Annotated in this window: 8 protein-coding genes and 2 pseudogenes; 6 read left to right on the top strand and 4 right to left on the bottom strand. The window is 59.7% G+C overall.

Annotation, left to right across the window (positions count from 1 at the left end; translation table 11 throughout):
- Positions 1-119 precede the first annotated feature (119 nt).
- The 3 genes and pseudogenes from L0U84_RS15975 to L0U84_RS15965 all read left to right on the top strand — a co-directional run.
- Entirely contained in the window at positions 120-3,215 is a 3,096-nt protein-coding gene (locus tag L0U84_RS15975) for a Mur ligase family protein (protein WP_233851065.1), read from the top strand.
- Between the two features lie 285 nt (positions 3,216-3,500).
- Entirely contained in the window at positions 3,501-4,979 is a 1,479-nt protein-coding gene (istA, locus tag L0U84_RS15970) for an IS21 family transposase (protein WP_267939715.1), read from the top strand.
- Positions 4,972-5,292, top strand: a pseudogene (locus L0U84_RS15965) (ATP-binding protein); the annotation flags it as partial. The gene istA and the pseudogene L0U84_RS15965, both read left to right, overlap by 8 nt.
- Positions 5,293-5,320: 28 nt before the next feature.
- Here L0U84_RS15965 and L0U84_RS15960 read toward each other — a convergent pair.
- Both L0U84_RS15960 and L0U84_RS15955 read right to left on the bottom strand, forming a co-directional pair.
- Positions 5,321-7,378 carry a recombinase family protein gene (locus L0U84_RS15960; protein WP_233845960.1) on the bottom strand — a complete coding sequence of 686 codons (2,058 nt, stop codon included), beginning with the start codon at positions 7,376-7,378 and terminating at the stop codon, positions 5,321-5,323.
- Entirely contained in the window at positions 7,359-7,526 is a 168-nt protein-coding gene (locus L0U84_RS15955; protein ID WP_011493047.1) for a hypothetical protein, read from the bottom strand. Before L0U84_RS15955 ends, L0U84_RS15960 begins: the two co-directional genes overlap by 20 nt.
- A gap of 294 nt (positions 7,527-7,820) precedes the next feature.
- Between L0U84_RS15955 and L0U84_RS15950 the strand changes: the two are divergent.
- The 3 genes and pseudogenes from L0U84_RS15950 to L0U84_RS15940 form a co-directional block, all read left to right on the top strand.
- Positions 7,821-8,315: pseudogene (locus L0U84_RS15950) on the top strand (ATP-binding protein); the annotation flags it as partial.
- A 904-nt stretch (positions 8,316-9,219) separates the two neighbouring features.
- Complete coding sequence (locus L0U84_RS15945; protein WP_233851064.1) at positions 9,220-11,613, top strand: type I secretion system permease/ATPase; 2,394 nt, start codon at positions 9,220-9,222, stop codon at positions 11,611-11,613.
- Complete coding sequence (locus L0U84_RS15940; RefSeq protein WP_233851063.1) at positions 11,610-12,854, top strand: HlyD family type I secretion periplasmic adaptor subunit; 1,245 nt, start codon at positions 11,610-11,612, stop codon at positions 12,852-12,854. Before L0U84_RS15945 ends, L0U84_RS15940 begins: the two co-directional genes overlap by 4 nt.
- A gap of 154 nt (positions 12,855-13,008) precedes the next feature.
- Here the strand turns inward: L0U84_RS15940 and L0U84_RS15935 are convergent, their stop codons facing one another.
- Together L0U84_RS15935 and L0U84_RS15930 are read right to left on the bottom strand one after the other, a co-directional pair.
- Positions 13,009-14,028: a HoxN/HupN/NixA family nickel/cobalt transporter gene (locus L0U84_RS15935; protein WP_233851062.1), complete on the bottom strand. Its 1,020-nt coding sequence runs from the start codon at positions 14,026-14,028 to the stop codon at positions 13,009-13,011.
- A gap of 38 nt (positions 14,029-14,066) precedes the next feature.
- A complete protein-coding gene (locus tag L0U84_RS15930; RefSeq protein WP_233851061.1) occupies positions 14,067-14,594 on the bottom strand; it encodes a cupin domain-containing protein in 528 nt (175 codons plus the stop codon).
- Positions 14,595-14,702: the final 108 nt, after the last annotated feature.

Below are 14,702 nucleotides of genomic sequence, written 5' to 3'. Positions count from 1 at the left end.
CATATACTGGATTAGTCAATCGTTCCCAGTCAGATTTCATTGTCCGCCGCCAGACGAAGCATTAACGTCAGGTATCTGGCCGAAGACGTATTGTCCTCCCCTTATCCGAGAGTAAAACCATGTTGCCTACCGCGTCCACTTCCACAGATTTTCCTGCGCTGTTCGCACGACTGCGCTCTGTCGTCGAATCGCAGGTCAATCGCTTGGCTGCGCCTTGGCCGTCCTTTGTCGTGTTCTTTTCATGGAGCGACGGGCAGCGGCGAGCCGACGTCGTGAGCGCAACGGCACCGACATTTGCCCAGGCCTGGGACGCTGGTATGGAGCGGGCGGCGCAGGCCGCCGGCGCCGCCGCAGTGGACGTTCAGTGGCTTCGGGTCGACTGGGTTGAAAAGGTTGAAGGCATGACCTGGAAATCATTGCGGGATCGCCTCGAACAAACGAAACGCAATTACTTCCGTTGCGGCCTGTCGCTGGACAGCAATTTCACGCATGCCTTCCTCGAGACCGAGCTGAATGCGAATGCCATGCTGTATGGAGGCGTGGCACAGGCGCATGCCGTTGTCAACACGAAGAACTTCGAACGGTATGCCGCCATCCGTCACAAGCTGACCAATGTGGATTTCGCAGACGCGCGAGAGGTGTACGTGTTCTCGACCCGCGGGGCGTTCACGAGTCTTCAATCGCAGGAAGTTCATCTCTTGCACGGAACTGGCGTGGATGCTGGCCGCCGCATGATTGAGCGGCTCCAGCCGGCGGACGTCAGGGCGCTCGTCGAATCCGGCAGCCGTTATCTGGCCGGGCAGGTACAGCAGGGTGGACGCTTTCATTATGGTTGGCATCCCTGCTTCGATCGCGCGATCAACACCTACAACACTCTGCGCCATGCAAGTTCGGTCTATGCAATGCTCGAAGCCTGGGAAGTGACCCGGGATAACGACCTCAAGATAGCAATCGACGCAGCCCTGCATTATCTCGTCAACGAACTTATCAAGCTGGTGGAGTTGCCGTCCGGCGCGCGGGCGGCGTTTCTGGTTGATGCACAGGCCGAAATCAAACTGGGTGGAAACGGCGTGTGCCTGCTGGCGCTGGTCAAATATAGCCAGCTGACCGGCTCCACCGAATATCTGACTCTGCTTGAGCAACTCGCGACAGGCGTCCTCTTCATGCAGGATGCGGAGACCGGCAAGTTCAGTCATGTGCTGAACTATCCGGACCTGTCGGTGAAACAGGCATTCCGGATTATTTATTACGACGGGGAAGCGGCCTTCGGCCTGATGCGCCTTTATGGCCTGACTGGCGATCCGAGGTGGCTCGCAGCAGTAGAAAAGGCGTTCGGTCATTTCATCGAGGCGAAACACTGGCAGGCGCATGATCACTGGCTCAGCTATTGCGTGAACGAATTGACTCGTCACAAGCCATTGGAAGCGTATTACAAGTTCGGGATCCAGAATTTCGCCGGGTACCTCGATTTCGTCATCGGAAGGATCACGACATTTCCGACTCTCCTTGAGTTGATGACCGCTGCCGAGCAGATGGTCGGTCGTCTGCAGCAGCAGCCCGAATTGGCGCACCTGCTCGTCGAGATTGACCTGGATAAATTCTTCCATGCACTGCACGCGCGGGCGCAGCGGCTTCTCAACGGCCATTTCTGGCCTGAACTGGCCATGTACTTTGCCAATCCGGACAGGATCACGGGCAGCTTCTTCATTCGTCACCACGCCTTCCGGATCCGCATTGACGACGTCGAGCACTATCTTTCTGGTTTTGTCGCCTATCTAAACTACCTGAACAAGCAGCAGTCTGAATCCTCCGCGCAGGGACGGGAATGGAGCGCCTCGGTGATCCAGTCAGTCACGCATGGGACATGGCTTACGCCGCCGCCATCGGGGTGGACGGCCAACGGACTTTGCATTTACGTGCCGGCCATGCAGGCCGGAAACATCGTGGTCGCCAGAGTCCGTGAGGGCGACCGGGGGATTCCGGTTCCCGTGATTCGACAGATGCGCACGCGCCCGGCGGGTGTCATCACGACCGATCCTGATGTGCAGGCTCAACTTGACGATTTGCCGGTCCTGCACGTCGCGGACACGGGTGAGGCCATTCTTGCGATGGGCGCCTACGCGCGCCAGCAGATGAGCGGGTCGGTCCTGGCAGTAACCGGAAGCGCCGGCAAGACTACGCTCGTGGCCATGCTGTCAGATGCCCTCAATGCGTACGGCCAAACGGCGGCGAGTGCATTCAACGCAAACCTTCCCCACGGTTTGAGCTGGAATCTTGCGTCAATCAATTGGGATACCCCTCACGTGGTCCTGGAAGTTGCCGTGGGCAACATGAGAAAGAGCGCGCTCATTGCACGCCCTAACATCAGCATTTTCACCAACATCCAGCCGGCGCACCTCGGCAAGACCAGCACGATCACCGACATTGCGCGGACCAAGAGCATGATCTTCCATGGCATGTCTGCGGGAAGTACTGTGATACTCAATCGCGACATGCTGGAATGGGACACCGTCTACCAGGCGGCCACGGAACGGGATCTGAAAATCGTTACTTATGGCACGACTGCGGAGAGTGAATTTCAGCTCGTCGACCATGATGCATCGCGACAATCGGCGACCGTTCGCATCAGAGGCCGCGATATCACTTACCCGATTGGGGCGGCCGGCGTGCACATGGCGCTGAACAGCGTGGCCGTCCTCGCGGCCGTCCTGGCGCTCGACTATCCGCTTGAGCCCGCGCTCGAACGGATTGCGCACTTTGCTGCCTTGTCCGGCCGGGGCGAGGAGCTTGAATTGACGCTTGACGGACGGCATCTGACCGTCGTCGACCATGCCTACAATGCCAATCCCGGCTCGATGCGGGCGGCCTTAGAGCATTTAAGGGACATGAAGCCTGCCCGCAGACGGGTCGCCGTGCTAGGCGAGATGGCCGAACTCGGTCCCGATGCGCCGATGCTTCATTCGGACCTTGCTGCGGTGGTCGAGCGCTGTGCGATCGATCGTGTCTATGTCATGGGCAAACTCTATGCCGATTTCTGGGAGAGATTGCCGATGGCGTGCCGTGGACGTCACACGAATTCCCTGGATGAACTGAAGTCGGCACTTCACGAAGAACTCGTCGACGAGGATGTGGTTCTGCTCAAGGGCTCCAACAGCACGGGCATGCACCACATCGTGGCGTGGATGAAGGCATGCGCAAAAAAACAAGCGGTTTGACTTCCCCCAAGCCTGCGGGCAATGCAGCCTTTCAGGCGTGATTGAATGACCTCACGACGGTAGCGCGGTTCCCAAGAGGGGACTCGTGCTTCGCCGGCCACGTGCGCGCATGACGATCGTTGATCATCTCTGCTTTAGTGGACCTGTTGATGTTCACGCAGAATTGACCCACTAAGGGGCGTAATTTTCATCGAATTTTGACCCACGTGATTGAATGTCCTGCTCAATCTTTGAGCAGGGGATACAGAGGTGATCACGGTGGGCATATTGGCCAAGATCAGGCGGATGTATTTCCGCGAGCAGGTCCCGCTGCGCGAGATTGCGAGGCGTACGGGCCTGTCCCGAAACACGGTGCGCAGCTGGCTGCGGCAGACCGATTCTGTCGAGCCGAAGTATCCAAAGCGCGTCAGTCCGAGCGTTGTTGACGAGTGGGCCGCACAGCTGACGGGCTGGCTGCGGGCGGACAGTCATCGCCCGAAGCGCGACCGGCGCACCGCGCGATTCATGTTCGAGGCGATCCGCGGCGAGGGTTACGCGGGCAGCTACGGCCGCGTCAGCGCGTTCGTGAGGCGCTGGCATGAGGAACAGGCCGAAGCGCCGCGCAGAAAGGCCTACGTGCCGCTCGCCTTCGAGCCCGGCGAAGCCTTCCAGTTCGACTGGAGCTGCGAATACGCCTTCATCGGCGGGCTGCGGCGGCGCCTCGAGGTTGCCCACGTCAAACTCAACGCCAGCCGCGCGTTCTGGCTCGTCGCCTATCCCACCCAGAGTCACGAGATGCTGTTCGACGCGCACGCCCGCGCATTCGCCGCATTCGGCGGTGTGCCCAGGCGCGGCATCTACGACAACATGAAGACCGCCGTGGACAAGGTTGGCCGCGGCAAGGAGCGCGCGGTCAACGCACGCTTCGAAGCGATGTGCAGCCACTATCTGTTCGAGCCAGAGTTCTGCAACCGGGCGGCAGGCTGGGAGAAAGGCATCGTCGAAAAGAATGTTCAGGACCGCCGACGGCAGATCTGGCACGAAGCGGCGCTACGGCGCTGGGAGACGCTGGAGATTCTGAACGAATGGGTCGCCGGCCAGTGTCGCGAAGCCTGGCACATGCGGCACCCGCAATGGCCCGAGCTGACAGTCGAGGACGTGTTGCAGGACGAGCGCACCCGGCTGATGCCCAACCCACGGCCGTTCGACGGCTACGTCGAGCAGACCCTGCGGGTTTCGTCGACCAGCCTGATCCACGTCCAGCGCAACCGCTACAGCGTGCCTACCGAGTACACGAACCAGCTGGTGAGCGTGCGCTGCTATCCGGCGTATCTCAGCGTCGTCGCCGACGCGCACGAGATCGCCCGCCACGAACGCAGCTTCGAGCGGCACATGACCTTTTACGACTGGCGACACTACATCACGCTGGTCGAGCGCAAACCCGGCGCACTGCGCAACGGTGCGCCCTTCATCACGATGCCGCAACCGCTGCAGCTATTGCAGCGGCACCTGCTCAAACACCCGGGCGGCGATCGCATCATGACGCAGGTGCTCGCCGCGGTGCGCGAACACGGACTCGATGCTGTGCTGCTCGCTGTGCAGGCTGCGCTGGATTCAGGGCGCCCCAGTGGGGAGCATGTCCTGAACGTGCTGAGCCGGCTGAAGGCGCCTGTCACGAGTGCCAGTCTCGCCACCACGAAACTCCAGCTCAAGGAAGAACCGGCGGCTGACGTGAATCGCTACGAGACGCTACGCGCCAACCCACCGGAGGATCGTCATGTCTAACGACATCATTGCCCAGCTCAAGGGCCTCAAACTGCACGGCATGGCGAGTACCTGGCCGGAGCTACTGGCACAGGCGCGTCACACTGACTTCGAGCCGGAGCGCTTCATGAAGCAGCTGTTGATGGCGGAAACCGCCGAACGGCAGGTCCGCTCGATCGCTTACCAGATGACCGCCGCACGCTTCCCGGCTCACCGCGACCTGAAAGGCTTCGACTTCGCACAGGCACAAGTTGATGAAGCGCTGATTCGTGAACTCAGCGAACTGTCGTTTCTCGCAAGCGCACACAACGTCGTGTTCATCGGCGGCCCCGGGCACGAGACATAATGCTCACCTCCCTATGTCATTGAAGATCAATGGATAATTGATTTGAGTTATCTGATTGCGGACGGTCCGCAGCTCGTCGCTCCAGATAATTGTCGACGTCCACCTGCTGGATGATCCATGGCGCACCCAGACAAGCCTGTGACGCCGGCAACCTCCCGACTCGAATCAGGCGGATGACGGTTGGCGCACTGATACCCAGCAGGGTGGCTACTTCTGTAACCGTCAGTTCGCGGCGCTCCTGCCGTTCGCCTTCGCGATATGCAGGGATTCGATGGTCCTTCCGCAGCGTGCAGATTCGCGCGGCGGTCCAGGTGTGGCCCTTCGCCGTCCGTTTGCCTAGTCGATTGATGACCGCCGCTACGCCTTGATCTGCCAACGTTCTCGCCAACGCGCGAACGATGTCTATCGTTGCGACATCGGTGGCCCAGCGATGCTCACCTGTGTGGTTCTTCTCGAACACGATCTCGGTGTGATCGCCTCCTTGCCAATGCACGAGTGCACGAATCGTGTCGTCCTGCTTTGTGGCAACGATCTCCTTGACGACCGTCCTAAGAATGCGTTTCTTGATCTCGACCGAACTGGCCGGGTGGTGCCATAGCCGGGGCAGGTCTTCACCGAGTCGCAGAAGTTCATCACGCGCGCCCGCACTCAGCGCCCTCGATGACTGTTCGCGCAGGAGGTCGAGTTCGGTCTGTATTTGCACCTGCGTCTTCAGCGTTTCATTCCACCGTCGCTCAAGTTCCGCCGCAACCAGCCGGTTCTCAGGATCAATCGCATCGTATTGCCGACGTGCTCGCGCAGCTTCATACCGCGCCTGTTCAAGTGCCAGCTCCTTGTGCCGCACGCGTTCGTCCTGCTCTGTTCGTGTACGTTCAATGGCCTCGAGTGATGCACGAATACCTAACGGTTGAAGTTGGCGCAAAACTTCTTCAGTAACGCGTTGATCAACACGAACCGCACCAAACGAAATGCAGCGAGGGCCACCATGATTGATCATGCTGCCCTGACAGTTGTACCGCGCGACGGTGCCTTTGGTGCCGGAATACGCAACGTGCAGCTTGCGCCCGCAGTGACCGCAACGAAGCAGTCCCGCCAGAAGCGAGCTCCCGCGCTTGACAGCGCCGCGGACCATGCTGCCCTTCATGTTCGCGTTATTGGTAATCAATTTGCGGTTCGCCTCGTACTCGTCCCAGCTAATGTAGCCCGCGTGGTGCTCGATGATCAAGGCCTGCCATTCCTCGCGCTGAAGGGGGTTGCCCGCAAACACTCGCTTGCGTCCGTTCACAATGCGAGCAATAGTCCGGGTCTTGCCAAACGCGTATGCGCCGCCATAAGTCGGATTCGTCAGGATGTGCAGAAGGGTGTTATAGACGGGAAGCTTCCATACAATGTGGCGACCGTCCGGGCCGTAGTTCACCGCGGGTAGCTCAATGCATTCCTGTCGAATCCATAGGAGGACCTGCCTGACGCTACCAAACTCGCGAAACTTCCGGAACGCCAGATCGAGCGCTTCCCGGACGCGGGTATCAGGATCCTTCTCGATACGATTTCCTTGTGCACGCACATAACCGATTGGCACCGACGTGAACAGTTCACCGCGTTTGGCTTTCTGATCAAGAGCCGCCTGTGAGCGTTGGCGAAACGTCGAAAGCTCCATCTCGGAAAGCGTGCCCTTCATGCCTAACAGGAGGCGATCGTTAGGCTGTCTCGGATCGTAAATTCCATCTTCGTCAATCAGCAGGCATCCTACAAGACGGCAGAATTCCAGAAGCGTGTGCCAGTCACGACCATTGCGCGCAAGACGCGAGGCTTCGATGCAGAATACGGCACCCACTTCGCCGCTGCACAGTGCCACCAATAGGCGCTCGAATCCGGGACGATGATTGCCAGAGCCGGAGCGACCCAGGTCGTCATCGATAACCGTCGCATCTGGCCAGCCAAGTCCGCGTGCGCGATCGGCAAGCCCGTATTGGCGCAACTGGCTCTCGCGATTGTGGTGGACCTGATCCAGCGTTGACTGACGGACGTACACGTATGCACGACGGGAAAGGTGTTCAGCGCCGATCTTGCTCATCACGCGCCTCCGCTTCGATGACGTCGATCAACGCGAACATCAGCAGCGCCAGTTGCGTCACCAGCTCGGCTTGCATCTCCTCTGATACTAACGCCTCCGGCACAGTTTCCTCGAACAGATCCTTCTGCCTCGTCATCTGGTTGCGCATCTTTGCCTCCCTCAGGTGTTACCGCCGCAAAGCACGATAACGCCGTGTCGACCAGGCGCAGAAGTTCGATCAGCACCGCATGAGGCAACTCCGGCTGGACGACGACAGACATGCGGGCAGCATCCTCGCCTGCCATCCACGGCGGAAGATGCGTCAGAGTGCCATCGGGCTGCCTGATAGTCAGATACGACTCGCCCCGGTAATTGTTCATCCCGATGACGGTTATCCGTTCACCGCAGCGAGGGTGAAACGGATAGCGGATGATCACATCATCGCAATGATGATGGGCAGTGTGTAGTGGGTTCGCCGGGCACTGGCAAGACGCACCTTGCCTCGGCAATCGGAATCGAGGCCGTACAGCGCCACGGCAAGCGTGTGCGTTACTTCTCAACTGTCGAGCTGACCAACGCCCTGGAGCAGGAGAAATCGGCGGGCAAACAAGGCCAGATCGCACACAAGCTGATGTACGTCGATCTGGTGATTCTCGATGAACTTGGCTATCTGCCGTTCAGCCAGACCGGTGGCGCATTGCTGTTCCACCTGCTGTCAAAGCTGTACGAGCATACGAGTGTCGCGATCACCACCAATCTCAGCTTCGGCGAGTGGGCAACGGTGTTCGGGGATGCAAAGATGACGACAGCGCTGCTGGACCGGGTTACGCATCATTGCCACATCGTCGAGACTGGCAACGAATCGTGGCGCTTCAGGACCAGTTCTGCCAAAGCGAAGGCAACGAGAAAAAGGGCAGCAAAACCGGCTGGAAACGAAGAGTTATCCACACCGGAATAGATGTACTACGCTGTCTCGAGGTGGGTCAAATTTAGATGAAAACGGTGGGTTAAGACTCCGTGAAAATCAACAGGTACGCCTCCGATAGCTATCGACGTCAAGGTCGACCATGATCGCATGACTAGCTAGCCGGTCGACGGCCGCCGACGTAATAGCCGGATCCAGGAACAGCTTGTTCTATTTCGTAGAGGGGACTGGCTGTTTGCTAGCACGGCGCGGCTCTCATGCCTGGAATTGGTGAGCTCAAATAGCACTGAAGTCCCGGCCGATCCTGGATCACATATCCGAGATCGTTCAGGATGCGCAGACCGAGGTGATCCAGCGATCGATGGCGGCTTCGAGGTCCAGCTCACGACACGCGACCTACAGCCGCGGCACTAAGTCAGCGATGCACGCAAAGTTGCAGTGCCCCACCACTAAATTCCGGTCCAGTTATTGGCTCCCGAGAGAATAACTACGCACAGCGTAACCGCGGTCATTCGTTTTCAGTTCATACGCTGGCGTGCTCTTGCTGGGATTCTTCACCAAAGGCTTCTCAATACGAGGAATGCCGTCGTGCGTCGATTCGACGCACAAGGGACCTCAATAAGCAAGATTTCGCATTAGCTCAAAAGCCGCTCCCGCAAGTGCTGCGTTCTAACGCTACTTCGTCCAAGGACCGTGGGGTTACAGGTAGGCGAGCCACAAATTCGTACTGGTCCTGCTGCGTCGGTGTGACCGTCTGATTCTTTCAGCTGACTATTTTTTGGACAATGGAAGCCAATGCGGAATTTCTTGTTTCGCTTATCAATCACGCGAATTAGCCGAATCGACCCTTAGACGACAAGGATTGTGTCATCGTTCTGTACGTCCAGATCACGGTTCAGGTATCGCGCCACAACGATCAATCTAACCGGTTCCGATCATGACTCAAGACGTTTTTCCTGACGTGCAGGCTGCGGCGCAGACCCTCACCAACGAGGACGGCCTACTCAGTTCCGTAATGTGGGTCTGCGAGCGTTACGGTTGTGGCAAGACGACGGAGGCGCTGACTGCTGGCCTGCCGAAGAGCGGCATGCTTTCGCCGTCACTGGCGCTCGCCGCTCTGTCTAATGCGGGTCTCACGGCGGGGCTGGTGGAGCGCCACCTGCAACTGCTGCCGGGGCACGTGCTGCCGGTCATTTTGCTGCATCGCCGTATGGGCGGCTGCGTGTTGCTGGGTCGGCGCACGAATCCGGATAAGGAAGCCAAGAGCCGCGTTCTGTATCAGGTGATCGTGCCAGAGATCGGCCACGAGCCGGTGGAGTACACCCAAGAGGAGATGGATGAGATCTATGCGGGCTACGCCATTCTGGTCAAGCCGACGGCGAGAGTCGAGTTGCGCGAAGGGGAAAGCGTCGAACCAGCCGGTCACTGGCTGCTCGGTACGCTATGGCGCTATCGGCGCTACTACGCGAGTGCCGCACTTGGAGCGTTGCTGATCAATGTACTCGGCCTCGCCAGCGTCTTTTTCACGATGAATGTGTACGACCGGGTGGTTCCGAACCAGGCTTACGTCACGCTCTGGTCGCTCGCGATTGGAGTTGGCATTGCGATGCTCTTTGAAGCGATCTCTCGTCAGGTCCGTGGCCATTTGCTGGACGTCGCCGGCAAGAAGGCGGATCTCATCATGGGCACGATTCTATTCCGGCGAGCGCTCTCCATCCGGATGGAGCACAAGCCGACATCGGCAGGTTCATTCGCCAACCAGCTGCGCGAGTTCGAGTCGGTGCGAGATTTCGCGACCTCCGCAACGCTATCTGCGATTTCCGATCTGCCGTTCGTATTCGTCTTCGTGGGCGTGGTGTTCGCGGTTGGAGGCTCGCTCGGCTGGGTGCCGTTGTTGATGATTCCGTTGATCATCGGTGCGAGTTTGTTCGTGCAGTGGCCACTTGCCCGACTCATGAAAGAGAATTTCAGGGACGCATCGCTCAAGCAGGGTGTACTGATCGAATCGATTGAAGGTCTTGAAACACTCAAGGCGGTGGGTGGCGAAGGCCATATGCAAAAGCGTTGGGAGACCTTCAGCGGGATGGCGGCATCCTCGTCGATGAAGTCGCGTCAGATTTCCAGCAAGGCAATGAGCTTCATCACCTTGTTGCAGCAGTTGCAGACCGTGGTGCTGGTCGTGCTGGGCGTGTACCTGATTGGCGCGGGCGAGCTGACGCAAGGTGCACTGATCGGTACCGTGATGCTGGCGGGTCGAATTACCGCGCCGCTGGGCCAGGTGATGGGACTCGCCTTGCGCTTCCAGCAGGCGAAGGCCGCGCTGCACTCCTTGAACAGCCTGATGGCGATGCCCGTCGATCGCGATCCGTTACGCACCTATCTGCCTAAGCCACCGCTCTCGGGACAAATCACGCTGAAGGACGTCTGCTTCGCATACCCCTCACCCGACATGCAACCGAATCCGTCGGTTCTGAAGGACGTCAATCTGAGCATCGGGGCCGGCGAGCGGGTTGCCATCCTGGGCCGCGTTGGTAGCGGCAAATCGACCCTGCTGCGTTTGATGGCGCGTCTTTATGCACCGGTCGGCGGCCAGGTGTTCACGGACGGTCTGGATGTCGAGCAGATTGACTTGGCCGACTGGCGCAAAGCCGTGGGTTACGTGGGTCAGGACGCGCGTCTTTTTCACGGTACCTTGCGCGAAAACGTGATGATCGGTAGGCCCGAAGCGAGCGCTGACGAGTTCTTGCGCGTGATGCGTCTGACCGGCCTTGACCACTTCGCCAGCCGCCATCCCAAAGGCATCAATCTTCCGATTGGTGAAGGTGGTCTGGGCATCTCCGGCGGCCAGCGTCAACTGGTGTCGTTAGCTCGGAGCCTCCTTGCCCGGCCGCAGCTTCTGCTGCTCGACGAGCCGACCAGCGCGATGGACAGCCAGACTGAGACGGTTTTCCTTGAGCACCTCGCGCGCGCGACGGTCGGACAGGCGATTGTTGTCGTGACCCATCGGCCATCTTTGTTGGCGTTGGTTGATCGGATTGTCGTCGTCGAGGAAGGCAAAGTCGTGGCCGACGGGCCGAAGCACAAGATCCTCGCCACGCTGTCGGGCAAGGCCAAGGCGGCCGCAGCGGATGGAACGCAGCCGGACGTGCAACAGCGCACCTCGCCGGGAGCCGTGGCGAAAACCGCTGCCGGCTCGGCCGTCAGGCCAGCGGCGCCTAAAGCCGCCACCACGGATATCAGGATCATGGCCGCAAAAAAAGCTGTTTCAGCAAGCACTGTGCAAGCCGCTAACGGGCAGGCAGTCGTGCCGAACCAGGAGCAATTTCAATGAACCTCAATATTCTTAGACGCGGCGGGAAAGATGTCAGGCTCACACCAGCCGACGCCGCATTTATGAGCGACATCAAGGAATCGCTGCTGACGCAGTCGACTCCAGGCTCGATGATCGTGCTTTACGTGATTCTCGCGATTCTGGCAGTCGGCCTGACCTGGGCGCACTTTGCGCGCGTGGAGGAGATTACGCACGGAGACGGAACCATCATTTCGAAGAGCCGCGAGCAGGTCATCCAGAGTCTCGAAGGCGGGATTCTCGAGCAGCTGGATGTACGCGAGGGCGATATCGTCAAGAAGGGCCAGGTGTTGGCAAAGATCGACCCGACGCGTGCAGAGACAAGCTATCGCGAAGCGTGGTCCAAATCAGTCGGACTGAAGGCGACGATCGCGCGTTTGCGTGCCGAGGCGTATGGCCAACCGCTGACGTTTCCGGACGATGTGAAAGCCGTGCCTGCGGTCGTGAAGCAGGAGACGCTCGCCTACAACGCGCGACGGCGTGCGCTGGACGACAGCGTGGCTGCGCTGGAAAAGAGCTACTCGCTCTCGGGCAAGGAAATCGCGCTGGCCGGGCCGTTGGCGGCCAAGGGGCTGGTATCCGAAGTCGAACTGCTACGCATGCGCCGTCAGGCAAACGACCTGCGCTCGCAGATCGTCGAGCGGCGCAACAAGTTTCAGGCCGATGCGAATTCGGAACTGACGAAGCTGGAACTGGAGTTGGCGCAAACCAGCGAAACCGTGGTGGGTCGCGCGGATGTCCTGCAGCGCACGACGGTGGTGGCACCCGTATATGGCACGGTGAAGAACGTGCGCGTCAATACGATCGGGGGGGTCATTCAGCCGGGCGAGCACATCATGGAGATCGTGCCGCTGGAAGATCAGTTGCTCGTCGAGGCGCGCATAAAGCCTTCGGATGTCGCATTCCTTCATCCCGGTCAACCGGCCACGGTGAAGATCACCGCCTACGACTACGGCATTTATGGCGGGCTGAAGGGTAAGGTTGAAAACATCAGTCCTGACACCCTCAAGGATGACCAGAAGGCCGCAGCAGGCCGACCCGATGCGACCTACTATCGCGTGCTTGTGCTGACAGAGTCGAGTGAGTTGCATGCAGGCAGGAAAAGCCTGCCGATTCTGCCGGGCATGGTTGCGACGGTCGATATCCGTACTGGTGAGAAAACCATCCTTGACTACCTGCTGAAGCCGATTTTCAAAGCGCGTGAAGCGTTCCGAGAGCGTTAGAAACTGCTGCGAAATCCAGCTTTTCGACAGTTCGGAATCTGATCCACGACGGAAAGGATTTGATGCGCAACGATCAGCGCGATGTGCCGCTGGGCATTGTGCGTCAATCCTTACCAATCGCATCGCTCGCATAGAACAAGTTTTGCTGCGACACCTAGCTTGCCGCTGCATCCGGCCGTCTCCAGCGATGAAACAGCACTGAGCCGATCCAGCACGCCACGAAGGCCGCGACGATTGCATAGCCGAGCGCGCCGAAATGATCATTGGCGCCAGCGATCGCATCCCACACGCCGCCGCTCCAGCCTAAGCGGTCCGACAGCAGCCCCAACACCTCGACGCCGCCGATCGCGATCGCGACCGCCGCCGACACGAACGTGATGCTCGCGTTATAGAAAAGCTTGCGCTTCGGGTCGTCGATCGCCCAAGCATACGCGTGCACCATCAGCACGTTGTCGGTCGAATCGACGAGCGTCATGCCGGCAGTGAAGAGCGCCGGGAACACGAGGATCGAATAGAGCGGCAGCCCGGTACTCGCTTGCGACGCGGCGATCGCTAGCAGGCCGATCTCGGTCGCGGTGTCGAAGCCAAGTCCAAACAGCAAGCCGACCGGGTACATGTGCCAGCTTTTCGTCACCAGCCGGAATAGCGGCCGCAATGTGCGCGACAGTAGCCCGACTGGAGCGAGCACTTCGGCTGACGCTGTGGTCCCTATCTCGCCAGGCTGCGCGTGCTGGTAGCGGCGCCACACGTCGCGCAGGATCATGAGATTGACCGCCGCGAGCACTAGCAGGAACGTAGCGGAAACCAACGTGCCGAGCGTGCCGCCGACTTCCTTGAAACCCTCGAAACGCCCATGCAGCGAATGCGTGGTCCACGCGATGCCAATCGTCGCCGCGATCACGATCGTCGAATGGCCGAGCGAAAACGCGAGTCCGATGCCGATCGGTCGCTTGCCGGTCTGCATCAGCTTGCGCGTGACGGCGTCGATCGCAGCGATGTGGTCGGCGTCGACCGCATGGCGCAGGCCTAAGCCATACGCAAGCAGCGCGGTGCCGAGCAGCAGCGGATAGTGGCGAAACGCGATCAGCGCCCACAGCCATGCGCCGAGGTTGGCGGAGATCAGTACCACGTAGAGCGCGACAAGGCGAGGGCGCAGCGAGGTGGTAGGCGTCATGTGGCGTGGTCTGTTAAGTGAGCAGGTGAATGAGCGGCTTAGTGATCGTGCGGGTGCTTGTGGATCGGATCGACCCAGTAGACGCTTTCCGGCTGCTCGACCGCATCGATGTTCAGATTGACCACGACCGCTTCGTTACCGCTGCGTACGAGCACACATTCGAGCGGCTCGTCGGTGCTCGCGTTGATCTCCTGATGCGGCACATAGGGCGGTACGAAGATGAAGTCGCCGGGACCGGCCTCGGCGGTGAATTCCAGATGCTCGCCCCAGCGCATGCGCGCCTGACCGCGGACCACGTAGATCACGCTTTCCAGCGCGCCATGATGATGGGCACCGGTCTTCGCGTTCGGATGGATCGTGACGGTGCCGGCCCAAATCTTTTGCGCACCGACCCGTGCCGCGTTGATCGCGGCCGCGCGATTCATGCCTGGCGTCTGCGCGGTATGGGTGTCGAGTTGATCGCCTCGGATGACCTTCACGCCGTGCTCGCGCCAGTCGATCTGGTGGCTGGCCTCAGCGGCTTCGTGCTCGGCCCGGTAATGCGGATGTTCGTGATCCTGGCTCATCGTGTCTCCTCCTCGGCTTGCTTGCCGCGTTCGAGTCGTTCGCTTCGATCCTACGATTGAGGGCGTGCCGCATGGATGATCGACATTCTGGCACGTTCAAAAAACGGC

This window comes from Paraburkholderia sp. HD33-4 (assembly GCF_021390635.1).
In the GTDB taxonomy this organism is placed as follows: Bacteria; Pseudomonadota; Gammaproteobacteria; order Burkholderiales; family Burkholderiaceae; genus Paraburkholderia.
This window is presented reverse-complemented; position numbering and strand designations above follow the sequence as displayed.

Excerpts from the sequence above, each read along its gene's own strand:
- L0U84_RS15935 (WP_233851062.1), bottom strand. The coding sequence starts at position 14,028 with ATGACGCCTACCACCTCGCTGCGCCCTCGCCTTGTCGCGCTCTACGTG.
- istA (WP_267939715.1), top strand. The coding sequence starts at position 3,501 with ATGTATTTCCGCGAGCAGGTCCCGCTGCGCGAGATTGCGAGGCGTACG.
- L0U84_RS15940 (WP_233851063.1), top strand. The coding sequence starts at position 11,610 with ATGAACCTCAATATTCTTAGACGCGGCGGGAAAGATGTCAGGCTCACA.
- L0U84_RS15955 (WP_011493047.1), bottom strand. The coding sequence starts at position 7,526 with ATGCGCAACCAGATGACGAGGCAGAAGGATCTGTTCGAGGAAACTGTG.
- L0U84_RS15960 (WP_233845960.1), bottom strand. The coding sequence starts at position 7,378 with ATGAGCAAGATCGGCGCTGAACACCTTTCCCGTCGTGCATACGTGTAC.
- L0U84_RS15930 (WP_233851061.1), bottom strand. The coding sequence starts at position 14,594 with ATGAGCCAGGATCACGAACATCCGCATTACCGGGCCGAGCACGAAGCC.
- L0U84_RS15945 (WP_233851064.1), top strand. The coding sequence starts at position 9,220 with ATGACTCAAGACGTTTTTCCTGACGTGCAGGCTGCGGCGCAGACCCTC.
- L0U84_RS15975 (WP_233851065.1), top strand. The coding sequence starts at position 120 with ATGTTGCCTACCGCGTCCACTTCCACAGATTTTCCTGCGCTGTTCGCA.